At 41.5% G+C, this 19743-nt stretch carries 17 protein-coding genes; 5 read left to right on the forward strand and 12 right to left on the reverse strand.

Going from position 1 to position 19743, the window contains the following annotated elements; genetic code table 11:
* Positions 1-4 precede the first annotated feature (4 nt).
* Entirely contained in the window at positions 5-649 is a 645-nt protein-coding gene (locus DC487_RS14515) for a formylglycine-generating enzyme family protein (protein ID WP_116776822.1), read from the forward strand.
* A 211-nt stretch (positions 650-860) separates the two neighbouring features.
* On the opposite strand, the gene DC487_RS14520 is transcribed toward DC487_RS14515, so the two are convergent.
* The 3 genes from DC487_RS14520 to DC487_RS17275 all read right to left on the reverse strand — a co-directional run bounded on the left by DC487_RS14520 (position 861) and on the right by DC487_RS17275 (position 2113).
* Positions 861-1226 (reverse strand): group III truncated hemoglobin, encoded by a 366-nt coding sequence (locus tag DC487_RS14520; RefSeq protein ID WP_116776823.1) that lies wholly within the window; start codon positions 1224-1226, stop codon positions 861-863.
* 107 nt (positions 1227-1333) lie between these two features.
* Positions 1334-1534, reverse strand: coding sequence for a hypothetical protein (locus DC487_RS14525; RefSeq protein ID WP_116776692.1), 201 nt, complete (start codon positions 1532-1534; stop codon positions 1334-1336).
* A 396-nt stretch (positions 1535-1930) separates the two neighbouring features.
* Entirely contained in the window at positions 1931-2113 is a 183-nt protein-coding gene (locus DC487_RS17275; protein ID WP_116776693.1) for a hypothetical protein, read from the reverse strand.
* A 19-nt stretch (positions 2114-2132) separates the two neighbouring features.
* On the opposite strand from DC487_RS17275, the gene DC487_RS17165 reads away from it, so the two are divergent.
* Positions 2133-2297, forward strand: a complete 165-nt coding sequence (locus DC487_RS17165; RefSeq protein WP_165799099.1) for a hypothetical protein — start codon at positions 2133-2135, stop codon at positions 2295-2297.
* 125 nt (positions 2298-2422) lie between these two features.
* On the opposite strand, the gene DC487_RS14535 is transcribed toward DC487_RS17165, so the two are convergent.
* The 3 genes from DC487_RS14535 to DC487_RS14545 all read right to left on the reverse strand — a co-directional run bounded on the left by DC487_RS14535 (position 2423) and on the right by DC487_RS14545 (position 7979).
* Positions 2423-4018 (reverse strand): fibrobacter succinogenes major paralogous domain-containing protein, encoded by a 1596-nt coding sequence (locus tag DC487_RS14535; RefSeq protein WP_116776694.1) that lies wholly within the window; start codon positions 4016-4018, stop codon positions 2423-2425.
* 372 nt (positions 4019-4390) lie between these two features.
* Positions 4391-5974, reverse strand: coding sequence for a hypothetical protein (locus DC487_RS14540; protein ID WP_116776695.1), 1584 nt, complete (start codon positions 5972-5974; stop codon positions 4391-4393).
* Between the two features lie 373 nt (positions 5975-6347).
* Complete coding sequence (locus DC487_RS14545) at positions 6348-7979, reverse strand: hypothetical protein (protein WP_116776696.1); 1632 nt, start codon at positions 7977-7979, stop codon at positions 6348-6350.
* Between the two features lie 703 nt (positions 7980-8682).
* Between DC487_RS14545 and DC487_RS14550 the strand changes: the two genes are divergently transcribed.
* A complete protein-coding gene (locus DC487_RS14550) occupies positions 8683-9711 on the forward strand; it encodes a YihY/virulence factor BrkB family protein (RefSeq protein ID WP_239016397.1) in 1029 nt (342 codons plus the stop codon).
* A gap of 93 nt (positions 9712-9804) precedes the next feature.
* On the opposite strand, the gene DC487_RS14555 is transcribed toward DC487_RS14550, so the two are convergent.
* Positions 9805-11388 carry a hypothetical protein gene (locus DC487_RS14555; RefSeq protein WP_133228630.1) on the reverse strand — a complete coding sequence of 528 codons (1584 nt, stop codon included), beginning with the start codon at positions 11386-11388 and terminating at the stop codon, positions 9805-9807.
* A 252-nt stretch (positions 11389-11640) separates the two neighbouring features.
* Between DC487_RS14555 and DC487_RS14560 the strand changes: the two genes are divergently transcribed.
* Positions 11641-12294: a peroxiredoxin family protein gene (locus tag DC487_RS14560; RefSeq protein WP_116776699.1), complete on the forward strand. Its 654-nt coding sequence runs from the start codon at positions 11641-11643 to the stop codon at positions 12292-12294.
* A gap of 29 nt (positions 12295-12323) precedes the next feature.
* Here the strand turns inward: DC487_RS14560 and DC487_RS14565 are convergent, their stop codons facing one another.
* The 5 genes from DC487_RS14565 to DC487_RS14585 form a co-directional block, all read right to left on the reverse strand.
* Complete coding sequence (locus DC487_RS14565) at positions 12324-13769, reverse strand: serine hydrolase (protein ID WP_116776700.1); 1446 nt, start codon at positions 13767-13769, stop codon at positions 12324-12326.
* 38 nt (positions 13770-13807) lie between these two features.
* Positions 13808-14752 carry a hypothetical protein gene (locus DC487_RS14570; protein WP_116776701.1) on the reverse strand — a complete coding sequence of 315 codons (945 nt, stop codon included), beginning with the start codon at positions 14750-14752 and terminating at the stop codon, positions 13808-13810.
* 2 nt (positions 14753-14754) lie between these two features.
* A complete protein-coding gene (locus tag DC487_RS14575; protein WP_116776824.1) occupies positions 14755-15759 on the reverse strand; it encodes an ATP-grasp domain-containing protein in 1005 nt (334 codons plus the stop codon).
* Between the two features lie 79 nt (positions 15760-15838).
* Positions 15839-17668 carry a flavohemoglobin expression-modulating QEGLA motif protein gene (locus tag DC487_RS14580; RefSeq protein WP_116776702.1) on the reverse strand — a complete coding sequence of 610 codons (1830 nt, stop codon included), beginning with the start codon at positions 17666-17668 and terminating at the stop codon, positions 15839-15841.
* On the reverse strand, positions 17652-18434 hold the full coding sequence (locus tag DC487_RS14585; RefSeq protein WP_116776703.1) for an N-formylglutamate amidohydrolase: 783 nt from the start codon (positions 18432-18434) through the stop codon (positions 17652-17654). The genes DC487_RS14580 and DC487_RS14585 overlap by 17 nt, the downstream gene beginning before the upstream one ends.
* 211 nt (positions 18435-18645) lie before the next feature.
* Between DC487_RS14585 and DC487_RS14590 the strand changes: the two genes are divergently transcribed.
* Entirely contained in the window at positions 18646-19740 is a 1095-nt protein-coding gene (locus DC487_RS14590) for an HlyD family secretion protein (protein WP_116776704.1), read from the forward strand.
* The last annotated feature ends 3 nt before the right edge of the window (positions 19741-19743 follow it).

Here is a 19743-nt window from a genome sequence, read left to right on the forward strand (position 1 = left end):
TCACATGGTTGAAATACCGGAAGGTCAAATTCAATTGCGAGATGACAGAATTAAAGAGACGTGGCATGTGGAAATAGAACCTTTCTTACTTTCGAAATTTCCAGTAACACAGGAACTGTATAGGGCTGTAACGAGTGAAAATCCTAGCATCCATATTGGCAACCTACTACCTGTAGAAACGGTATCATTTTTAGACACGCTAATATTTTGCAATAAACTTTCCGAAGTAAATGATCTGCAACCGTATTACAATGTTGATGGTAAAGATATTTTGGAGAATAAGTCATCCAATGGGTTTCGTTTACCATCAGAAGCAGAGTGGGAATATGCCTGTAAGGCAGGTGTAATTGGCATTAGGTACGGCGAATTGGAATCTATAGCTTGGTATAAAGGTAATTCTGATAATAGAACACACATCGTGGGGCAAAAGGAGCCAAACAAATGGGGGCTTTACGATATGCTAGGTAATGTCTGGGAATGGTGTTCGGACTTATACGATACGGAAATATATGGATCATATCGCGTGTTCCGTGGTGGTGGCTTCTGCGATGATCAAAGAAGCGTAATGGCTACAACACGAAGGAGAAGTCATCCTATGAAGTTTAAAATTGATGATCTCGGATTCAGGATAGCTAAAAATGGGTTATAATAGACAGAAAATTCGCGTAAATAAGGACCATAAAAGTTGTTTTAAAAATTGATGCTATGTTCTGGATGTATGTAATTATCCCAAAAATCTACAGATCTAAACTAGATAAAAGTTTCAACATAGATTGGGGCACCCGTCTCATAAAACGAACGTTTTAATAAAAAAGTCTTAAATGTATTATACAGCATAATCAACGGTGCCTAAGCCTACATCACCCCCTCATAAACTTTAGTTTCGAGGTAAAGATCGTCGCCATTTTTTCCGCTCTCCATTTTGCTTCATCAGCCAACTTTCCTTCAAAATGAGTATCGACTGTGCGGCACCAGATCGACAACCAGCGCTCGAAATGCGTACTATTGATCGAGAGCTGAGCATGCGGCGGAAATGGATTACCATTGTAGGTGTGTTCTTCCAAAAGAAGCGTTTGCCAAAAGGCGTACATTTTTTCCAAATGTACTGGCCATTCGTGGATAGCCTTCTGAAAAATAGGACCTATTACCGCATCTTTTTGTACTTCACCATAAAATGAATCGACCAAAAGTTTTATATCGATAAGACTAAGAATATCGGTTTTCATGAGCAAGATGTCTAACAGTATCACTATCGATTTGCCATAGATAATAGGACTAATATAGGAATATATTAATACAAGATTAGGTAACTTTTCGCTGCGGATCGGTTCTATCATTCAAGGTGTTTGCGGACTTCCTCTACCGAAATATCGTAGTAGGCGGCAAATTCGTCCGCAGTGAGCAAATGATGATCCGACTTTCTGTGAGCAGCACGTACTAGACGGAAATAGCGGTAGGCTTGCCGAATGCTTACACCTAGTATAAGCGCGATATCCTGTGGATGTATGATAAAGCGAGGAGGTGTTGTATTCATAAGCTGTCGTCTAAAAGACCGAGTGCTATCTCCAAAAAAGATGCACTAGGTGCGTGTTAAAGAATGTTTCAGCATGACAATTATAATATGGCTCTACAATCATATTTTAGTCAGTCTTTCGCAGTTTCTACGAGCAATATTAACTTGTGTGGGTAAATATATTAATTCAAAATTTAATTTTTATTTATGTACATTCATGGTAAATAACTGGTGAACTCCCAGCCTACTACCCGACAACTCCCCGTGAAGTAGTAGGCAATCAATGATCCTTTTTGCTAGTGTCATATTGTGTCATTTAATACCATTTCGTGTCCAATCGTGCCATCACATTTTTTATTTGCACACACCATTTTGTCTGAAAAAGTAGAGACCTTATAAAGCTTCAACGGATACTAATTAGCTAATCGCAGTAAAAAAATAGAGTAGATAGGCGATATTAAAGCCAACCGAAATATCATTCTGAACGTTGACCAATTGTGAAGTTTCTGCTATTTTAGGGGTAACTATTTCAAATTCTACCATGATTTCGATCTCCATAAATGCGTTTTCTAAAGCGGTGAAGGTATTTTGTGCAGGCATACTATTTGGTTTGCTAGTGTTGAGTTGTTCAAAAGATGATGGATTAGGTTCCAATTATCAGGTTACGTATGTGCTAGAAGGACCTGCTGTTGTCGCACAAGTACAATATACGCCAACCATAATGAGACGCGTGATGCGACGTTTTCAGCGTCAATTGATGCTGGAGCAGTTTTGGGTTAATTAAGAAGGGCAAGGGGAGAGTGTAGAGGTTATACAACTAAAAGGTGCCCAGATCGGACACCCTTTTACGATGTAATATATTCATTAAGATTCGCTAACCTTTTAAGATTGCTGCCAAGGATAGATCGACTACATAGCGATACATCTGATGGTTCTAGATGCTAAAAAGATAGCATCATCAGGAGCACTTAATTCTACGGTAGTATTGGTTATCAATAGACGAACGGGGCCGCGTGATTGTGGGACGGTGCTGGTCCAGTAGTTTAGCCTACTACCTCTATTATCTATCCCGGTTGATGCGCCCTCGGTAGTAACGTTCATAAAACCTTGGGCAGGCAGCGCGAGTGCGACATTGGCGTTGCGCCTGCTTGTGAATACTGCAGCGGAGCCATAATTTGTATTACTCGCATTAAAGGATCCTTTCCTCGTCAGGATAGTATCGTCTAATAGGTCTTGCATCTCCGTTCTTGTAGGAATACGAAAACCTGCCGGGCATATATCGTTTACACCTTTCACTGGTGATGACTCTGTTCCTGCATTCCAGTTCGTACTACTAGCAGCATTGCTGTTAAAATTAGAATTTGTAGTGGTAGCAGTGCCAGTGGCAGTATGAATGTTTCTGCCAAACTGGTAATAGTTGCCGTGTAGTGCCGATGTGATGGTTGTTGGGTTGTGCGGAAGCGTGTTGGTAACACCTAGATTGTGTAAGGCCCAAATCTCACCATTGATACGTGCTGATGGTACGTTCATGTGTGTTATGTATTGATCGTTTGGCACGATGTTTACGATGAGGTTGTATCGAATGCCCGGTGAGACAGTCAGGTCGGTAAATGGCACCAGATTAGTTGCAGTAATTGATCCAATCGTTATAGAGGATATAGTGAATATAGTCGCGCTATTGCTAACCGAATTAATAAAGTTGGTAGATGTATTGGTTATATTCCGACTGCCGACAGTATTAAATGCAACGGTAACATTTTGATTCGTTCCGCTTGGAGTATGTGATCCGTCAGCAAGATTCACTGTCATGCCGCTATTATGAGGTCGAAAATTTCCTGCCGCAGAGGTGATGTTATATCCAGTTTGTTGGGAGTTGATAGTAACGGTAATAAGTGGTTTTTTGTGTTTAAATACGATGTCTAATCGATTGGTTACACCGCTGTTGACTGTCATAGTTTGCTGGTAATACATCAGTGCAGATGTTCCTCCCGTTACAACAATTTGAGAATTTGTGAGCGTTCGAGTAGCTACCGCAGGAGTGGTGGCAGGCATGGCGCTAGTTAGACCCAGAGAAACGGCGACAAATGTATAGGTAGTAGCGTTATCTAATTCTAATGCTTGTGTGCTAGCTTCTTGTCCGCGGATGTAATCACGTTCGGTCACAAATGCGCCTGCCTGATCGTAGACCAATACGCGGTAACGCATATTAGTAGCAAGAGTAGTGGTGTCTGACTCAGCCCTAGAGCCATCTTTTAGTGAGGAGGTAGCAGCTGTCTCTTCGGGTCTCAACTCGGCTACCATCAAGAAGTCTTTGTTGAGTTCAATGGTATTGCGTTGTCTGGTAGGTTTATCAGGTATTGCCGCTCTATTGCCAATTGATTGTTCGGATTCGAAAACAACGTCTGCTAATGCAACCTGAACGAGACCAGTGGATTGATCAGTAATGTTTTCCGACTTGCAAGATAATAAGAGCGCACATATCAGTATAGGTAAATAGTTTTTCATATTGTGAAACTTTATAGTAAATATTTTTCCTATTACAGTAGTAATTAAACCAATATCTATTTTTCCTATTAATGGAATAAATTCGATATGTATAATTGTAGATTATACGCTACGTTTGAAAAGTGATGAATACGAGCGTCACAAGAAGAGTAAGACTATCTGATCTCGTACTTGTCTTAAAGAATGATTACTTGTTGAAGCTGAATTGACATTGATTGCCTTGTGCGTAGTAAGCACAAGGCAATCGGTAGATGATCGCATTTCAGTATGTTGTTCGTTGTTAAGAATAGTCTATGTACGATCTTACTATTCACCATACAGTAATTCATTACTTCAAATTCACTTCCATGATTACGAAATAATTACTGTCAACTATTGAGCAGTGCATCTAAGAGGTCTAGATTGCAAAAAAGCTGTACTAGAAGTGCCTGGCGAGCCCACTGAAGCATTTGTGAAGGTAATTAGCAGTCGATAAGGATCTGACGTCGATAGAGCATTACTAGCGTAAATGGCTGCCTCATGTCCTCTATCCGATACATCATTTGTTAAAAAATAACCTTGAGCGGGCAGCGTGAGTAATACATTAGCATTTCGCCTGCTTGTGAGTACTGCAGCGGCATTGTAATTCGTGTTTGACTCACTCCAGTTTCCTCTCCTAGTTACAACAACTCCGTTTAATAGTTCTTGCAAATTGGCTCTTGTAGGTATACGAAAACCATCAGGGCACACATCGTTTACTCCCTTAATTGGTGCGGCCTCGGTTCCTCGATTCCAATTAGTAATACTAGCATTATTGCCGTTATAATTAGAGTTTGTCCTGGTGCTTGTGCCTACGGCAACATTAATGTTTCTGCCAAATTGGTAATAATTACCATGTAGAGCTGATGTGATGGTCGTTGGGTTGTGATCAAGCGTGTTGGTGACACCCATATTGTGCAAAGCCCATATTCTCCCATTAATACGTGCTGATGGGACACCCTCATGTGTTAGATATTCATCCGTAGGTACAATGTTTAAGATTAGATTGTACCGAACTCCTGGTGCTACGGTTAGAGTAGTAAACGGTGTTAAGTTGCTTAAGGTAAGTGGACCAATGGTAATGGAGTTGAGGATGAAGGAGGTCGCGCTATTGCTAACCGAATTAATGTAGTTGTTAGATGTATTAGTTATAATCTGACTGCCGACAGTATTAAATTCAACAGCAACTGGTTGCGCAGTTCCGCTTTGAGTATGTGATCCGTCAGCAAGATTCACCGTCATACCATTGTTATGTGGTGCAAAATCTCCAGAGGCTGCGGTGATGTTATAGCCAGTTTGTTGAGAGTTGATAGTAACGGCAATAAGTGGTTTTCTATGTTTAAAAATGATATCCAATCGATTGATCGCATTATCGCTCACCGTCATAGTTTGCTGATAATACATCAGTGCAGATGTTCCCCCTGTTACGACAATTCTTGAATTGATTAAAGTTCGAGTAGCTACCGCAGGAGTGGTGGCAGGTATGGCGCTAGTTAGACCCAGAGAAACGGCGACAAATGTATAGGTAGTAGCGTTATCTAATTCTAATGCTTGTGTGCTAGCCTCTTGACCGCGGATGTAATCGCGTTCGGTCACAAATGCGCCTGCTTGATCGTAAACCAAGACGCGATACTGTATGTTATTACCAAGCGTCGCGGTGTCTGACTCAGCTCTAGAGCCATCCTTTAGCGATGAAGGGGATGTGGTGTCTTCGGGTCTCAACTCGGCTACCATCAAGAAGTCTTTGTTGAGTTCAATGGTGTTGCGTTGTGTGGTAGGTTCATCAGGTGTTGCCGCTCTATTGCCAATTGATTGTTCGGATTCGAAAACAACGTCTGATAATGCAACCTGAACGAGACCAGTGGATTGATCAGTAATGTTTTCCGACTTGCAAGATAGTAAGAGCGCACATATCAGTATAGGTAAATAGTTTTTCATATTGTGAAACTTTACAGTAAATATTTTTCTATTACATTAGTAATTAAACAAATGTCTATTTTTCCTATTGATACAATAAATTCGAAATGTATAATTGTAGATTATACGCTACGTTTGAAAAGGTAATGAATACGAGCTGCATAAGAAGAGTAAGACTATCTGATCTCGTACTTGTCTTAAAGAATGAATACTTGTCGAATCTGAATTGACATTGATTGCCTTGCGCGTAGTAAGCACAAGGCAATCAATCGGTAGATGATCGCATTTCAGTATGTTGTTCGTTGTTAAGAATCGTCTATGCATAATTTTACTATCCACCTTCCGCTAGTTCATTACTTCAAATTCACGATGATTACGGATTAGTTGCCCTCAACTACAGAGCAGTACATCTGATGTTTCGAGAATGCAAAAAAGCAGCAGCGTTATTGTTGACCCCTAACGTCACTTCAGAAGCTTGTATTCGGAGACGAGTTGGTCTATTTTGTGATGTGGCCGTGCTGGTCCAGTAATTTACTTCACTGCCTCTGTCTGCTAACCCTAATGATGCGTTGTTATTGGTATTAACGTTCATAAAACCTTGAGCAGGCAATGTAAGTACTACATTAGCGTTGCGCCGGCTTGTGAGTACTGCAGCGGCGCTGTAATTCGTATTTGATTCATTCCAATTTCCTCTCCTGGTCACAACAACTCCGTCTAATAGTTCTTGCATATTAGTTCCTGTAGGTATACGAAACCCGGTAGGGCATCGGTCGTTCACACCTTTCAATGGTGCTGCCTCGGTTCCTCGATTCCAGTTAGTAATACTAGCAAATGCACTAGTATAATTAGAATTTGTCGTGGTGCTAGTACCTATGGCAGTATTAATGTTTCTACCAAACTGATAATAGTTGCCATGCAGAGCTGATGTGATGGTCGTCGGATTGTGATCAAGTGTATTTGTGACCCCCAAATTATGTAAAGCCCATATTCTCCCATTAATACGTGCTGATGGGACACCCTCATGCGTTAGATATTCATCCGTAGGTACAATGTTTAAAATGAGATTATAACGCACGCCAGGTGAGACGGTCAGGTTAGTAAATGGCACCAGACCAGATAAGGTAAGTGGACCAATGGTAAGGCTTAGTAGCCTGAAGCTAGTTACACTATTACTAATTGAATTAACGAAAGAGGTATTCGTATTGGTGATGATCTGGCTTCCGACGTTATTGAAAGCGATATTGACACCGGTCTCGTTGCCGCTTAGGGTATGTGATCCGTCAGCAAGATTCACTGTCATTCCGTCGTTATGCGGGTTGATACGTCCTTCCGCCGCTGTGATGTTATAGCCAGTTTGTTGAGAGTTGATAGTGACGCCAATAAGAGGTTTTCGATGTTTGAACACGATATCCAATCGATTGATAGAATTACCGCTCACCGTCAATGTTTGTTTATAATACATCAGTGCATTTACCCCTGTTGTAGTGGCTATTCTAGAGTTTGCGAGTGTTCTGGTCGCTACTGCAGGAGTGGTGGCAGGTAAATCTGTCGTAGTATTTAATGAAACGGCCACGAAAGTATACGTGCCGCCATCTAATTCTAGTGCTTCGGTGCTGGCCTCCTGCCCGCGGATATAATCACGCTCGGCTACAAATGCTCCTGCTTGATTGTATACCAACAAACGGTAACGAATGTTGATACCAAGAGCAGATGTATCCGTCGCTGCTCTTGTACCATCTTTTAAAGAGGAATCAGAAGCAGGATCTTCGGGTCTTAATTCGGCTACCATCAAGAAATCTTTGTTGAGCTCAATGGTGTTGCGTTGTATGATCGGTTCAGTAGGTGTCGCGGCTCTGTTGCCAAAGGTTTCTTCTGCCTCAAAAGTAGCCTCCCCTACACTAACCTGAATTAATCCCTGTCCTTGCGATCCTGTGGCATCAGATGATTTATTGCAGGATACTAGTATAGAGACGCTGGCTAGTAGCAGTAATGCATAATGCGTCAACTTTGTAGACAAATAATTCATTTTAATTAAATTACGAGTTAATTACGCAAATGGAAAACTTATTTATTTTACCGCAAAGGTAATCTTACTGATTTGTTTGCCAAGATGTATTTTACCAGATGTAGTATAATCGCTACCGATTAATGGGTTTTCAGTTGGGGGAAGGCTTATTAGCATGGGAATATGTTAATGTTTTAAAGCTCTATGTAACATCTGCAGCAGGATCTTTGGGTCTGAATTTGATTAACATTAAGAATTATTTGTTGAGTTCAATAGTGTTGCGTTATATGGCCATTCCGCAGCTATTACTGCTCTGTTTCCTACTGCTTCTTCTGATCAAAAGTAGCGTCAGCTTTATCATAAGCGAATGGTTGTTTTTTTGTTAAAAATTTTTTTTTAAGAAATAGTGCTTCCGATTGGTTTTTCTTGGCGATTTTGTTGCTCGTCAAGGGCTAAAATGTTAATAAAACCGCAAAAGTTGTTCTTATTCACTAGAAGCTTTACAGGATAAAAAAGTGGGAAAAATAAATGTAACAGGTAGGATAGTTCCGCTTTTTTGGAACCGAAAAATTACATAATTAATTTCATCAATATTTCATAAATCAGTTGTGATTGTAACACTGATTTTGTGTCAATTTATAAAATTTTGGAAGTATTATGAACCTTTATACTAAAAAGTAGGTTATTAACAATAACATCTATTTTAAAAACATTTTATCACTACATGTACACTATTATGGCGGAAGAAACTCAACCTAAACGCAATGTATTTAAAGAACACTTTTCTATTCTAAAAAATTCAGCTATGGGTTTTGGTGAAGAAGACTGTCTGAAATATAGCGCCTCCTTAGCATATTACACCGTTTTCTCGCTAGGCCCCATCTTAGTCTTGATGATATCTTTAGCAGGAATATTCCTTGGTCAAGATGCTATCGAAGGTAAAGTCTTTGAAGAATTGCGTGGTTTGGTAGGGGCAAGTGCTGCATTGCAGGTGCAAGAAGTGATCAAAAATCTTTCTCTATCGGGAAAATCAAGCATCACGCTGGTCATCAGTGCTGTCACCTTGCTGATCGGTGCTACCACTGTGTTTGGTGATATACAAAATACCATCAATAAAATCTGGCATGTGCGCCCTAAAGTAAAAAAAGGTTGGTTGAAGATGCTGAAAGATCGATTGCTATCATCTTCTTTAGTGATAGGTTTAGGTTTCCTATTGGTCGTTTCCTTGGTGATCAATGGTGCGGTATTGGCATTTACCGAGCGATTGCAACGTTTCTTGCCTGATAGTACGGTCTTCCTCGTGAATGGTATTAATTTCTTTATCTCTTTTGGTATCGTCTTTATCCTTTTTGCGGTCATCTTCAAGTTACTTCCTGATGTGGTGATTTCTTGGAAAACCGTTGCCTCCGGTGCATTTTTTACGGCTTTGCTATTTGTATTAGGTCGATTCGGAATTGGCTTTTATATTGACAGTTCGGACACCGAATCTACCTATGGAGCAGCCAGTGCGATTGTGCTTATTCTGCTTTGGGTGTACTATACAGCAGCTATTCTGTATTTTGGCGCGGTTTACACGCGTGAATACGCTACATTCCACAATGTGCCAATCGAACCATCGGAATTTGCTGTGCATGTTGAGCTCACCGAGACGGAAAAAGAAGTAAATGAATTACCACAAGCACCATTGACCGAAGAAGAAAAGGATCTTAATAAGCCGGAAAAACCGGGGGATAATCGAGAAACTGCGGAATAAGAGAGGCGCTATAAATAAGTAATTGGCAGATACAATCTTCAGTAATGATATTAATCCGATGCAACTGAAATTAACTTTAGTGAAGAATCGCATCTAAGATCGCGGAATATTTTCGGTCAGCGGGATGGCAGTGCATCTAAGAGGTCTAGATTGCAAAAAAGCTGTATTAGAAGCGTCTGGCGTGCCTACGGAAGCATTTGTGGAGGTAATTAGCAGTCGATAAGGAGCTGACGTCGATAGAGCATTACTAGCGTAAAGGGCTGCCTCATTTCCTCTGTTTGATACATTATTCGTTAAAAAATAACCTTGAGCAGGCAATGTAAGTACTACATTAGCGTTGCGCCGGCTTGTGAGTACTGCAGCGGCGCTGTAATTCGTGTTTGACTCACTCCAGTTTCCTCTCCTAGTTACAACAACTCCGTCTAATAGTTCTTGCAAATTGGCTCTTGTAGGTATACGAAAGCCTGCGGGGCACACATCGTTTACTCCCTTAACTGGTGCGGCCTCGGTTCCTCGATTCCAATTAGTAATACTAGCATTATTGCCGTTATAATTAGAATTTGTCGTAGTGCTTGTGCCTACGGCAACATTGATGTTTCTGCCAAACTGGTAATAATTACCATGTAGAGCTGATGTGATGGTCGTTGGGTTGTGATCAAGCGTGTTGGTGACACCCATATTGTGCAAAGCCCATATTCTCCCATTAATACGTGCTGATGGAACACCCTCATGTGTTAGATATTCATCTCGAGGTACAATGTTTAAGATTAGATTGTACCGAACTCCTGGTGCTACGGTTAGAGTAGTAAACGGTGTTAAGTTGCTTAAGGTAAGTGGACCAATGGTAATGGAGTTGAGGGTGAAGGAGGTTGCGCTATTGCTAACCGAATTAATGTAGTTGTTAGATGTATTGGTTATAATCTGACTGCCGACAGTATTAAATTCAACAGCAGCTGGTTGCGCAGTTCCACTTTGAGTATGTGATCCGTCAGTAAGATTCACCGTCATACCATTGTTATGCGGTGCAAAAAGTCCAGAGGCTGCGGTGACATTATAGCCAGTTTGTTGAGAGTTGATAGTAACGGCGATAAGTGGTTTTCTATGTTTAAAAATGATATCCAATCGATTGATCGCATTATCACTCACCGTCATAGTTTGCTGATAATACATCAGTGCAGATATTCCCCCCGTTACGACAATTTGAGAATTGGTTAAAGTTCGAGTAGCTGCTGCAGGAGTGGTGGCAGGTATGGCGCTAGTTAGACCCAGAGAAATGGCGACAAAGGAATAGGTCGTGCCGTTTTCTAGAAACAACGTTTCGGTGCTAGCCTCTTGACCGCGGACGTAATCGCGTTCGGTCACAAATGCGCCTGCTTGATCGTAAACCAAGACGCGATACTGTATGTTATTACCAAGCGCCGCGGTGTCTGACTCAGCTCTAGAGCCATCCTTTAGCGATGAAGGGGATGTGGTGTCTTCGGGTCTCAACTCGGCTACCATCAAGAAGTCTTTGTTGAGTTCAATGGTGTTGCGTTGTATGGTAGGTTCATAAGTTGTTACTGCTCTATTGCCAATTGATTGTTCGGATTCGAAAATAGCATCGCTTACACTAACGTTAATTAATCCCTGTCCTTGTGATATTCTTGAATCGGATGATTTGTTACAAGCTGTTATCACGAGGCTAGTTGTTATTGCCAGTAAAATAAAATAGTAAAAGAAAATCGAAATGTGCTTCATAGTTATATTATTTATACTTTTTTTATCAATAATTTAATAAATAACGATGTTAAGTTATTTTTTTTGTTTTGAAATATATTTATTATCATCTTTATATTTATTTTTTTGTAGTGACGTATCTACGTTACTTTTGGTTATTGGAGTGTGGCTTAGATTATGCAGTGATAACTATCTTTCAACAAACGGTAACAAATGTCGTTACTAAGAGCAGATGTATTTGTCGCTGCTCTTTTGCCATTTTTTGAAGAGAAATTGGAAGCAGGATCTTCGGGGCATAATTCGCTAAAAGAATGTAAAACTCCCGAATTACTCGTAATTTTAATGCATACACACCAACTAAAAGCGCGTATGTTTTACAAATACTTATTTCTGCCGATGCTGATCTTTTTTCTGTGGAGTAGTACCGGAGTTGCACAGAGCATTCAGCAGATGCCCGCATTTCAGCAGTTTGCTCGTTATGATAATGGAAATCAATTTACAGTAGATTCTTTATCCACGGAAGGGGTGAATGTATTGATTTTTTACGATCCTGGCTGTGGGCATTGTCAAGAGTTGGGCTATGATATTGCTAAGAATTGGGAAATCTGGAGCCCTAATATTTCCTTCTACTTTATCTCGATGGGAGAGAAGGAGGGGGTAGATCGTTATACCGCGCAATATGCCAAAGGTTTGGATCAGAAATCGAATGTGACCTTTTTGCACGATCCCACCGGTGAATTTATTACACTTTTCGATCCACAGAACTTTCCTTCCACGTATATCTATTCTGCTAAGGATAGATCTCTAATTCAATTCTACGACGGCGTGAATACGACCAAAGATATGCAACAACACCTCAGCAAGTGATACCATGTGCTAAGGTGTTGTACAGAATCTTATTTCTTTCTAATGACTTCTCGAACAATCGCCATAGCGGTCTCATCTACCGATACATTGCTGTTGGATAAAACAACCACAGCGGAGCGCTCGTCGGGGATGATGGCCATAAAAGAGCTGCTTCCAGCGGTACCACCATTATGCCAGAATAGGTTTTGATCCTCTAACAAATTTGTATGCCAGCCTAGCCCAATATCCATATTGTCTTCGGGTATATAAAAGGTAAATAGTTTAGTAGCAGCCATCGCGCGTTGGATCGCATTTTCAGGTGCGGCTACCTGCGTAATGGCATAACGCAGCATATCATTTATAGTAGATTTAATCGCTCCAGTGCCTGCCATAGCTTGCCAATTCCACATCGGCACTGCTGCACCATCTTGATATACCTTAAGCAAGTTAGGGTTTTTAGGATCAGCTTTTAGTTCGGTGGCACGCATGAACAATGGCGTAGTAAGCGTTTCTTTCAGGTACGTGTCAAACGGTTTCTTTGAGATAATGGCTATCAATTCGCCTAACAAACCATAACCTACATTGCTGTAAGCATATTGTGTTTCGGGCTCATGATCCAGCTTTGCGTGGCGCAAATACGAGAAAAGTGATTTACGATTGTAGTGCGCATAGGGATCTGCTTCTACAAATGATCCCGCTGTATTCCAGTTGTCTGGCAAACGAGGTAGTCCCGAGGTATGGTTGGCCAAGCTGCGGAAAGTGATTTTCTGCAAAGCTGGATTTTTGGCCACTGAATCTGGTAGGAATTTTACGATGCTATCGTCTAAGCTAATTACCTGACGCTCGACTAGATCAGCCAAAAGCGTCGCAGTGAATGTCTTAGTTACCGATGCGATTTCGTAGATACTTTCCTCAGTTGGTAAGGTTTTGTTCCCTTTTTCCGTTTCTCCAAAAAAGAACTTCTGCACCTTGCCGCGATGAATAATACCAATAGCCAATGAACGCGCATTCGCTTTCTGCGTATAACTTTTCGCAATATTTTCTAATCTAAACTCAAATGGGTCTTTGGCAACCATAGGCGCGGACGTATCGGCCAGCGCAGCTTCTTTGGCAGCCGCCACTTTGGGATCTTCTTGGTACTGCTGGAACGAAATCATATGGTAGCGATTGGTGCTATCCACTCCCAATACCAACAAAAGATGCTCGGTATCGAAGTCCAGTCGGTAACTGGCAATACCACGCTCAAATTTTAGCCGTTCTGCATTCTTGATATTACCTAGCGCGTACAGCTGTTGCAACATCGTGCTCAACTGCTCTTCAGAGATCTGCGCTTTGAAAGTCGTGTTGGCTAGCTGATAGATGGAATCAGCTTGCTGCGTATTAAACAAATACTCAATCTGATTATATAACGCACGGTTTACCTTTTCGTCTGCAGACTGCGCAGACGAAAACTGCACACATAGCAGAAAGCCCAGAAATAGAAAAATCTTATACATATGCCAAAATTAGGGAAAGAATTTTTGATGCAGTAACATTACTGTACTTCCAAGCTACGAAAAATAGTTTTCATCTCTTCCATGGCTCGAGCACTGATGTTATAGCCGATCATAGAATAGGCTCTATTGGTATCAAATCGGGTAATGAAATAGGCCTGAGTAATCTCTCCACTGCGCTTGCTGCGCAGATTGGCCATCACTTCTTCGGCAGGTGAGTCTCCTGACTGCAAAGAGCGAGAGAATAAAACGGAATCTACCTCAAAAATAGCTTGTACTTGTTGGAGGATAAAGGTTGTTTTATCAGTCACTTCGGTAGTGAGGAATTTGCGGTCTATGAAAAATGCAGCCGGTGTCCAGTTATTCTTTCCATCTTGCATGTACTGCAAGGCTGTGCCGGTTTTCCGACTGAAACGAAAGGAAGTACCTGCTGTATTGATCGTGAAGCCCATATTCTTTAAAGGATCTACTACTACATCAGGATGATAGCGAACCGATAAAATGGTCTGCATAATGGCACTATCTAAAGCAGCACCTTCTTGATAGGGATAATGACAATTGAAGGCAATGGTTTCTTTATCATTGCCCAACACCAGAAAAATGCGTTGAAAAAGCGCGGTGTCGGTATCTCCCTTTTGCGTGCCTACATATAATCGGGCAGGCAGATCATTAATCATATATTGCGCCTGTTCTACCATGGTAGATTTGTCATTGCTGATCACCATCGGAATAGCCTGCGCAATATATTGTTGGTATGGTGTAGTAACTTCGAGTACCATAATGGTACTTTGCGTTTCCAAATTTTGAAGACCGGTAAAACTGGTAGCCGGTTCGTACCCTGCCGAAGCGGCAAGACTCACCTTGGTACCAGCGATTATCTCATGTCGTGGTGTTTCTTCATTGATGATCAAGTTTTGCGCAAGCGCATTCAAGGTGTTCATCAGTAGGCCACAAGCCAACAGAAATACCAGTCCAATTTTAGTCATGTTTATTTTTTGCGATCGTGAATTTTGTGCTCGATGTCTTTGATGATTACGGAGATAAAATCTTGACCTGTCAGTTCAGACGCTTGCTGCAAAGCACCTGGGCTGAATACATTAATTTCCATAATCTTGCTGCCTACAATGTCTAAGCCTACCAAGTACATGCCGTCTTTGACTAATTGATCGGCGACAAGTTTAACGACCTTGAGTGTATTTTCATCGATTTCGGCCGCATGCATGGTCGCTCCCTGATGCACATTGCTTCGGATTTCATTCTCTGGTTGCACTCTACGAACCGCAGCGTATTGGCCATTGATTTCGATCGGCTTACCATCCAATAGGAAAAAGCGAAGATCGCCTTTGCTGGCTTCTGGTAGATATTCCTGTGCAATAATATAACCATCCCGAGCGATGGCTTCTACCGTTTGCTTCAGATTTTGAGCGCTTTCTTTGTTGATGAGAAATACGTTTTTACCTCCCGAGCCTTTCAGTGGTTTCAGGATGATTTTCTCTTCATTCTTGTCAAAGAAATTTTGTACATCGGCATAGTTGCGCGTTACGATGGTTTTTGGGCGGATGCTTTCGTCGAAGTTTTCCAGATACAATTTGTTGCTAGCACGCGTGAGCGCCTCTGGATTGTTGATTACGAAAACTCCTTGCTGCTGTGCCAATTCGGCAAACTGCAAACCAGCTGCGGCGGCCCACGGGCGCGAAATCATTTCGTCGGCCGCATCAAAACGTAGCCAAAGTACATCGATCTGCTTGAGATTGACAAGGCTCTTTTCGGTTTCCCGAACCACGTGTATAAAGTCTGACTCGGTCTGTATACTTTCGTGTGGCGATACTTGCCGTGCATGTGCGCCAACAACTACTTCGGGGTCGTAGTAGAAATCGGCCAAGCCGATGTAGAATACTTCATGTCCGCGCTCTAGCGCTTTCAATGCCAAGGAGGTCGTGGTGTAATAAGCCTCTTCTTTATGGGTCTGATTGATTACAAATGCTATTTTCATATGGAAATTATAATATTTGATACATGGCATTTCGGTCGAAGCGATGTGACACGATACGAAATGGGGTAAATTGTCTTGTTTATTGAATCATTTTAAATATTCCTGAACTCTTTCGGAGCGCTTCCAGCTCTTGTATGTAGGGTTCTTCCAGATAGCGTGGATGCAAGGATGGCGGTTTTATAATGCCCTTCAGCATTAGTTCTTGTATAATGGGGATATACTCTTTGCGTATCTTACCCATCATCAACAAGGTGATATCATTTCCTTCCTTGATATACTTAACCAGTTCGATCAATCCCTGTAGGTATAAGGCATCTTTGGTCAATCCGCCACTGCGGTACACACGCATGGTCATCTGAAAGGCTGTTTCGTGGCTGAAATTGTATCTTTCTACCAGCATAGAAAAGGTGTCTACGAATTTGTTGCCAGCAATCATGTGGTATACTGCCACGACACGACCGGCTAAGATGCGAAGACGTTCATTTGTCAGCTCGCCCACCATATATTCCGATAATACCGCCAATCCTTCTTGTAGTTTTTCGTAGCCCGGTACGCCTAATTTGAAGAGATTGAAAGGCTGTTGCTTCCCGTTAAAATACGTCACGATATGGGTGCCTACTTCATGTTGTATGAGCGCCTGCGCCCGATTGCGCGGCAAGCTGTATTGCTTACTAATGTTGAGCATGCCTTGGTTGACCATCACGCCCGAAATATCATCGCGCAAGCGCACCGTCGTATTAAATTCTGGATGTTGTGCCTTGAGGTATTGAATCTCTTGCTCGGCCATCGCGGCAAATTCCTTTGCATAGATGATATCTTTCGAATTGGTCTGCACAATGGTGTCTTCTTCGGTAATAGTCAGGATGGCTTTAGCTTTGTCGAGTAAGCTTTCAGCGACATTGCCAAAAATCTGCAAACTACCCAACATGAAACCTTCTTTGCCGCGTTCGCTTAGCATCGTCATCATAGCATCGAGTTCCCTACGTTTGTCGCGAAACAGATAAGCAATCGTAGGATCGTATAAATCTTCGATACGCAGATTGTACAAATTACGTTTGATGATGTCTGGATCAATCGGCATGGGCCGATATTGAAAAACAGGTGCTTTGCGGAAATTATCCTTCTTGAACTGTAACCAAGCTTCGTGTGCGTTGACGGGTGTGATCAGTAAGAGGAAATCAAAGCGCTGACTTTCTTTCGCCAATTGCTGGTCGATCTCCCAGACCAGCGGAGCGATCTCGTTTTGATGTGTGATCTTAAACTCGGTTGGCTTTGCAGTGGTGTGAATTCGGATAAACTCAAAAAAGGTGCTAGACAAACTTTTTGAAAGTGTTTCCCGAAACTGTCGCATAAGGATCGGTAATATTTCGTGCTTACCATGTAGATAGGTGTTCTTGACCCGTAATCCGATGTATTGCACTTGACTATTTTTCTTTTCCTTAAGATCAATCAGTGGTGTGGCGTCTTCTGGTCCTGTAGGTTTAGTACTAGTGATTACTTCGGCTGATAAAGCGGTACGCTCTGCATGGATATGTTTTAGCAGGTACTGTGCGACTGATTGAATGTTTTTTCGGGTAATCAGCAGATCGATGTCGTTGCGCTGTGGGGCGGAAGCCACCCAAGCTTCGACAATGAGGCATCCGCCAAATTCTTCTACTAATTTCTGAGCAATAGGCTCTAACCATTTTTGTACCGGGAAATCAGCATCGCGAATCGCCAAATAAGCATATTCCGTCTTCACCAATTCGGCCAACATCGGATCTTCCTTCTCGCCGATGCGGTAAACAAATATGTAGGGGACAATCTTATTGAAAACCAATTTATTTTTCGTTGGCAATTGCACATGAAAAGGCGTTTTCATGTGAATATTCTGCAATATGCCTTCGAGAATACTATTTTCGTTCTTCATTAGCAAAGTATTCGTTTAACATATCTGTTGTGTGTAACAACAGCTGTTTGTAGCTTTGAAGCTTCTCTGGGTACAATTGGCCTGTCCATTCATCCATAAAATCTTTACGAAATTCTATGGAAAGTACGCAGCCATATGCACCGTAGTGATCGGTAATGTATTTGGCAAGGTAGCCGCCGTTGAATTTGACATTCTCTCGAATATCGACCGCTGGTAAGCCTACTTCTTGCTTGCGTACCGAGGTGATAAAGGATTTAATCAGTTCGTGCCATTTGGGATTGTTATGCGCAGTGCCCAGATTTATTTCAGGGTTTTTCTCTGTGTCGATTTCTTCAAACTGATCGTTTCTTTTGGCATTGTAACTGTGAATATCGTAGATCACAAAATAGCCATATTGCTGAATGGTATCTTGAATTAAGGCATCAATCTGCTTATACATTTTGTCATGTGTCTCGTACAAGGTATTGACCAAGTCGGTCGGCAAATCCTCATCCCACACGGAGATGCCCCAAGCTTGCTCAGGCCGCAGGTAAACGGCATCTTTACGGATGCGATTAAGATCTAGCTGAAACCGCGATGTAGCAGATATAAATCGATTGAAAGGTAATTCTGCTAATGTGCCTGTCTGCGGATCTTCTTCGCGCAATCGCGTATCATCGTCTGCTACTAGATAGGGTAGCAGCGCATCATCTATCTGATGCCCATCGTGTATGGCAAAAGCCCAGAATGGGCTGTTTGTTTTTTCGATCAGGTGTATGTATTCCATCCGTATATATTTTTAGTAAGCAGCATCCGATGCTAACTTGCTTTATTAACTCTTAAAGCCGTAAAAAGTTTGTTTTTGGGTGGTGGATTGATGGTTTGTATTTGTGACAAATATCCGGCTCTTTTTTACTGGTCTTTGCTTCGGAAAGTTGTTTTGTAAATATTTTTAATTTAAAAGATATTTTATTTATATTTATTGATTTAACATAAGTATGAAATTTCCGCGGACAACAAGTGTAATTTACTTCACAATACTTGCATTGCTAATAATAATTCTATTGGCATTGCCAATTATTCGTATCCCCATCTCGGTATCGGCTAGAGGAGTGGTAAGACCACAGCAAGAGAGTACTTCGCTTATCTCTTTGGTTAACGGGCGAGTCACTGATTCAAATATTGATAGGAATAATCAGCTTGTACGAAAAGGAGATACATTGTTAGTTATCACGGCGGATGCGCTCCATAGTAAGCGTCAATATCAGCAACGACAACAACAAGACTTTACTGACCAGTTATATGATTTAAAGATATTGACGAGTGGTTTGAATGGAGACTTGAAGACAGGACAGTATCAGATGGAACTATCTGCATGGAATGAAAAGTTAAGTGAAATACAAGTGCAGCTAGTGTTAGCTGACAAAGAATTAAAACGTAACAGTCAATTGTATGAGATGGGCATTTTGCCACTGGCAGAGTACGACAAAAGCTTTCATCATCATGAGCAATTGGCCGTTCAGAAAAAAGTCGCCAGAGAGCAACAAATCGCTACTTGGCAAGCACAAATGCGAGATGTGGAACGGCAAATACGAACGATATCGAATGATGTGTATCAGCTTAATATTGAGTCGTCTAACAATATCATTACGGCACCTATAGACGGTAGAATAATAGACTTTTCAGGCGTCAAACCGGGTAACTTCATTGTGCAAGGTCAACAAGTTGCTATAATATCACCAGAAGAGGATCTGTTAGCAGAATGCATGGTTCCGCCCAATGCTATTGGATTTATACGTAACAATCAGGTTGTTCGCTTTCAGATGGATACCTATAACTATAATCAATGGGGTTTAGCATCGGGCAGAGTGATTGATGTTGACCAGCAAATTCGAGTCAATGAACAGACCGGTGAATCATTTTTTATAGTTCGTTGTAGTATTGACGACGATTTTTTAGCCTTGAAAAATGGTTATCAGGGTAAAATTACAAAGGGAAATACCTACACAGCCAGATTTCATTTAACAGATCGCACGCTTTGGCAATTGCTCTTTGATAAGGCTGATGACTGGTTTAACCCTAGTTTTTTATAAAAA

It is taken from the genome of Sphingobacterium corticibacter, assembly GCF_003076635.1.
Classification (GTDB): Bacteria; Bacteroidota; Bacteroidia; order Sphingobacteriales; family Sphingobacteriaceae; genus Sphingobacterium; species Sphingobacterium corticibacter.

Coding starts and splice junctions, on each gene's coding strand:
- DC487_RS14515 (WP_116776822.1), top strand. CDS start 5: ATGGTTGAAATACCGGAAGGTCAAATTCAATTGCGAGATGACAGAATT.
- DC487_RS14520 (WP_116776823.1), bottom strand. CDS start 1,226: ATGAAAACCGATATTCTTAGTCTTATCGATATAAAACTTTTGGTCGAT.
- DC487_RS14525 (WP_116776692.1), bottom strand. CDS start 1,534: ATGAATACAACACCTCCTCGCTTTATCATACATCCACAGGATATCGCG.
- DC487_RS17275 (WP_116776693.1), bottom strand. CDS start 2,113: ATGCCTGCACAAAATACCTTCACCGCTTTAGAAAACGCATTTATGGAG.
- DC487_RS14535 (WP_116776694.1), bottom strand. CDS start 4,018: ATGAAAAACTATTTACCTATACTGATATGTGCGCTCTTATTATCTTGC.
- DC487_RS14540 (WP_116776695.1), bottom strand. CDS start 5,974: ATGAAAAACTATTTACCTATACTGATATGTGCGCTCTTACTATCTTGC.
- DC487_RS14545 (WP_116776696.1), bottom strand. CDS start 7,979: ATGAATTATTTGTCTACAAAGTTGACGCATTATGCATTACTGCTACTA.
- DC487_RS14550 (WP_239016397.1), top strand. CDS start 8,683: ATGTACACTATTATGGCGGAAGAAACTCAACCTAAACGCAATGTATTT.
- DC487_RS14560 (WP_116776699.1), top strand. CDS start 11,641: ATGTCGTTACTAAGAGCAGATGTATTTGTCGCTGCTCTTTTGCCATTT.
- DC487_RS14565 (WP_116776700.1), bottom strand. CDS start 13,769: ATGTATAAGATTTTTCTATTTCTGGGCTTTCTGCTATGTGTGCAGTTT.
- DC487_RS14570 (WP_116776701.1), bottom strand. CDS start 14,752: ATGACTAAAATTGGACTGGTATTTCTGTTGGCTTGTGGCCTACTGATG.
- DC487_RS14575 (WP_116776824.1), bottom strand. CDS start 15,759: ATGAAAATAGCATTTGTAATCAATCAGACCCATAAAGAAGAGGCTTAT.
- DC487_RS14580 (WP_116776702.1), bottom strand. CDS start 17,668: ATGAAGAACGAAAATAGTATTCTCGAAGGCATATTGCAGAATATTCAC.
- DC487_RS14585 (WP_116776703.1), bottom strand. CDS start 18,434: ATGGAATACATACACCTGATCGAAAAAACAAACAGCCCATTCTGGGCT.
- DC487_RS14590 (WP_116776704.1), top strand. CDS start 18,646: ATGAAATTTCCGCGGACAACAAGTGTAATTTACTTCACAATACTTGCA.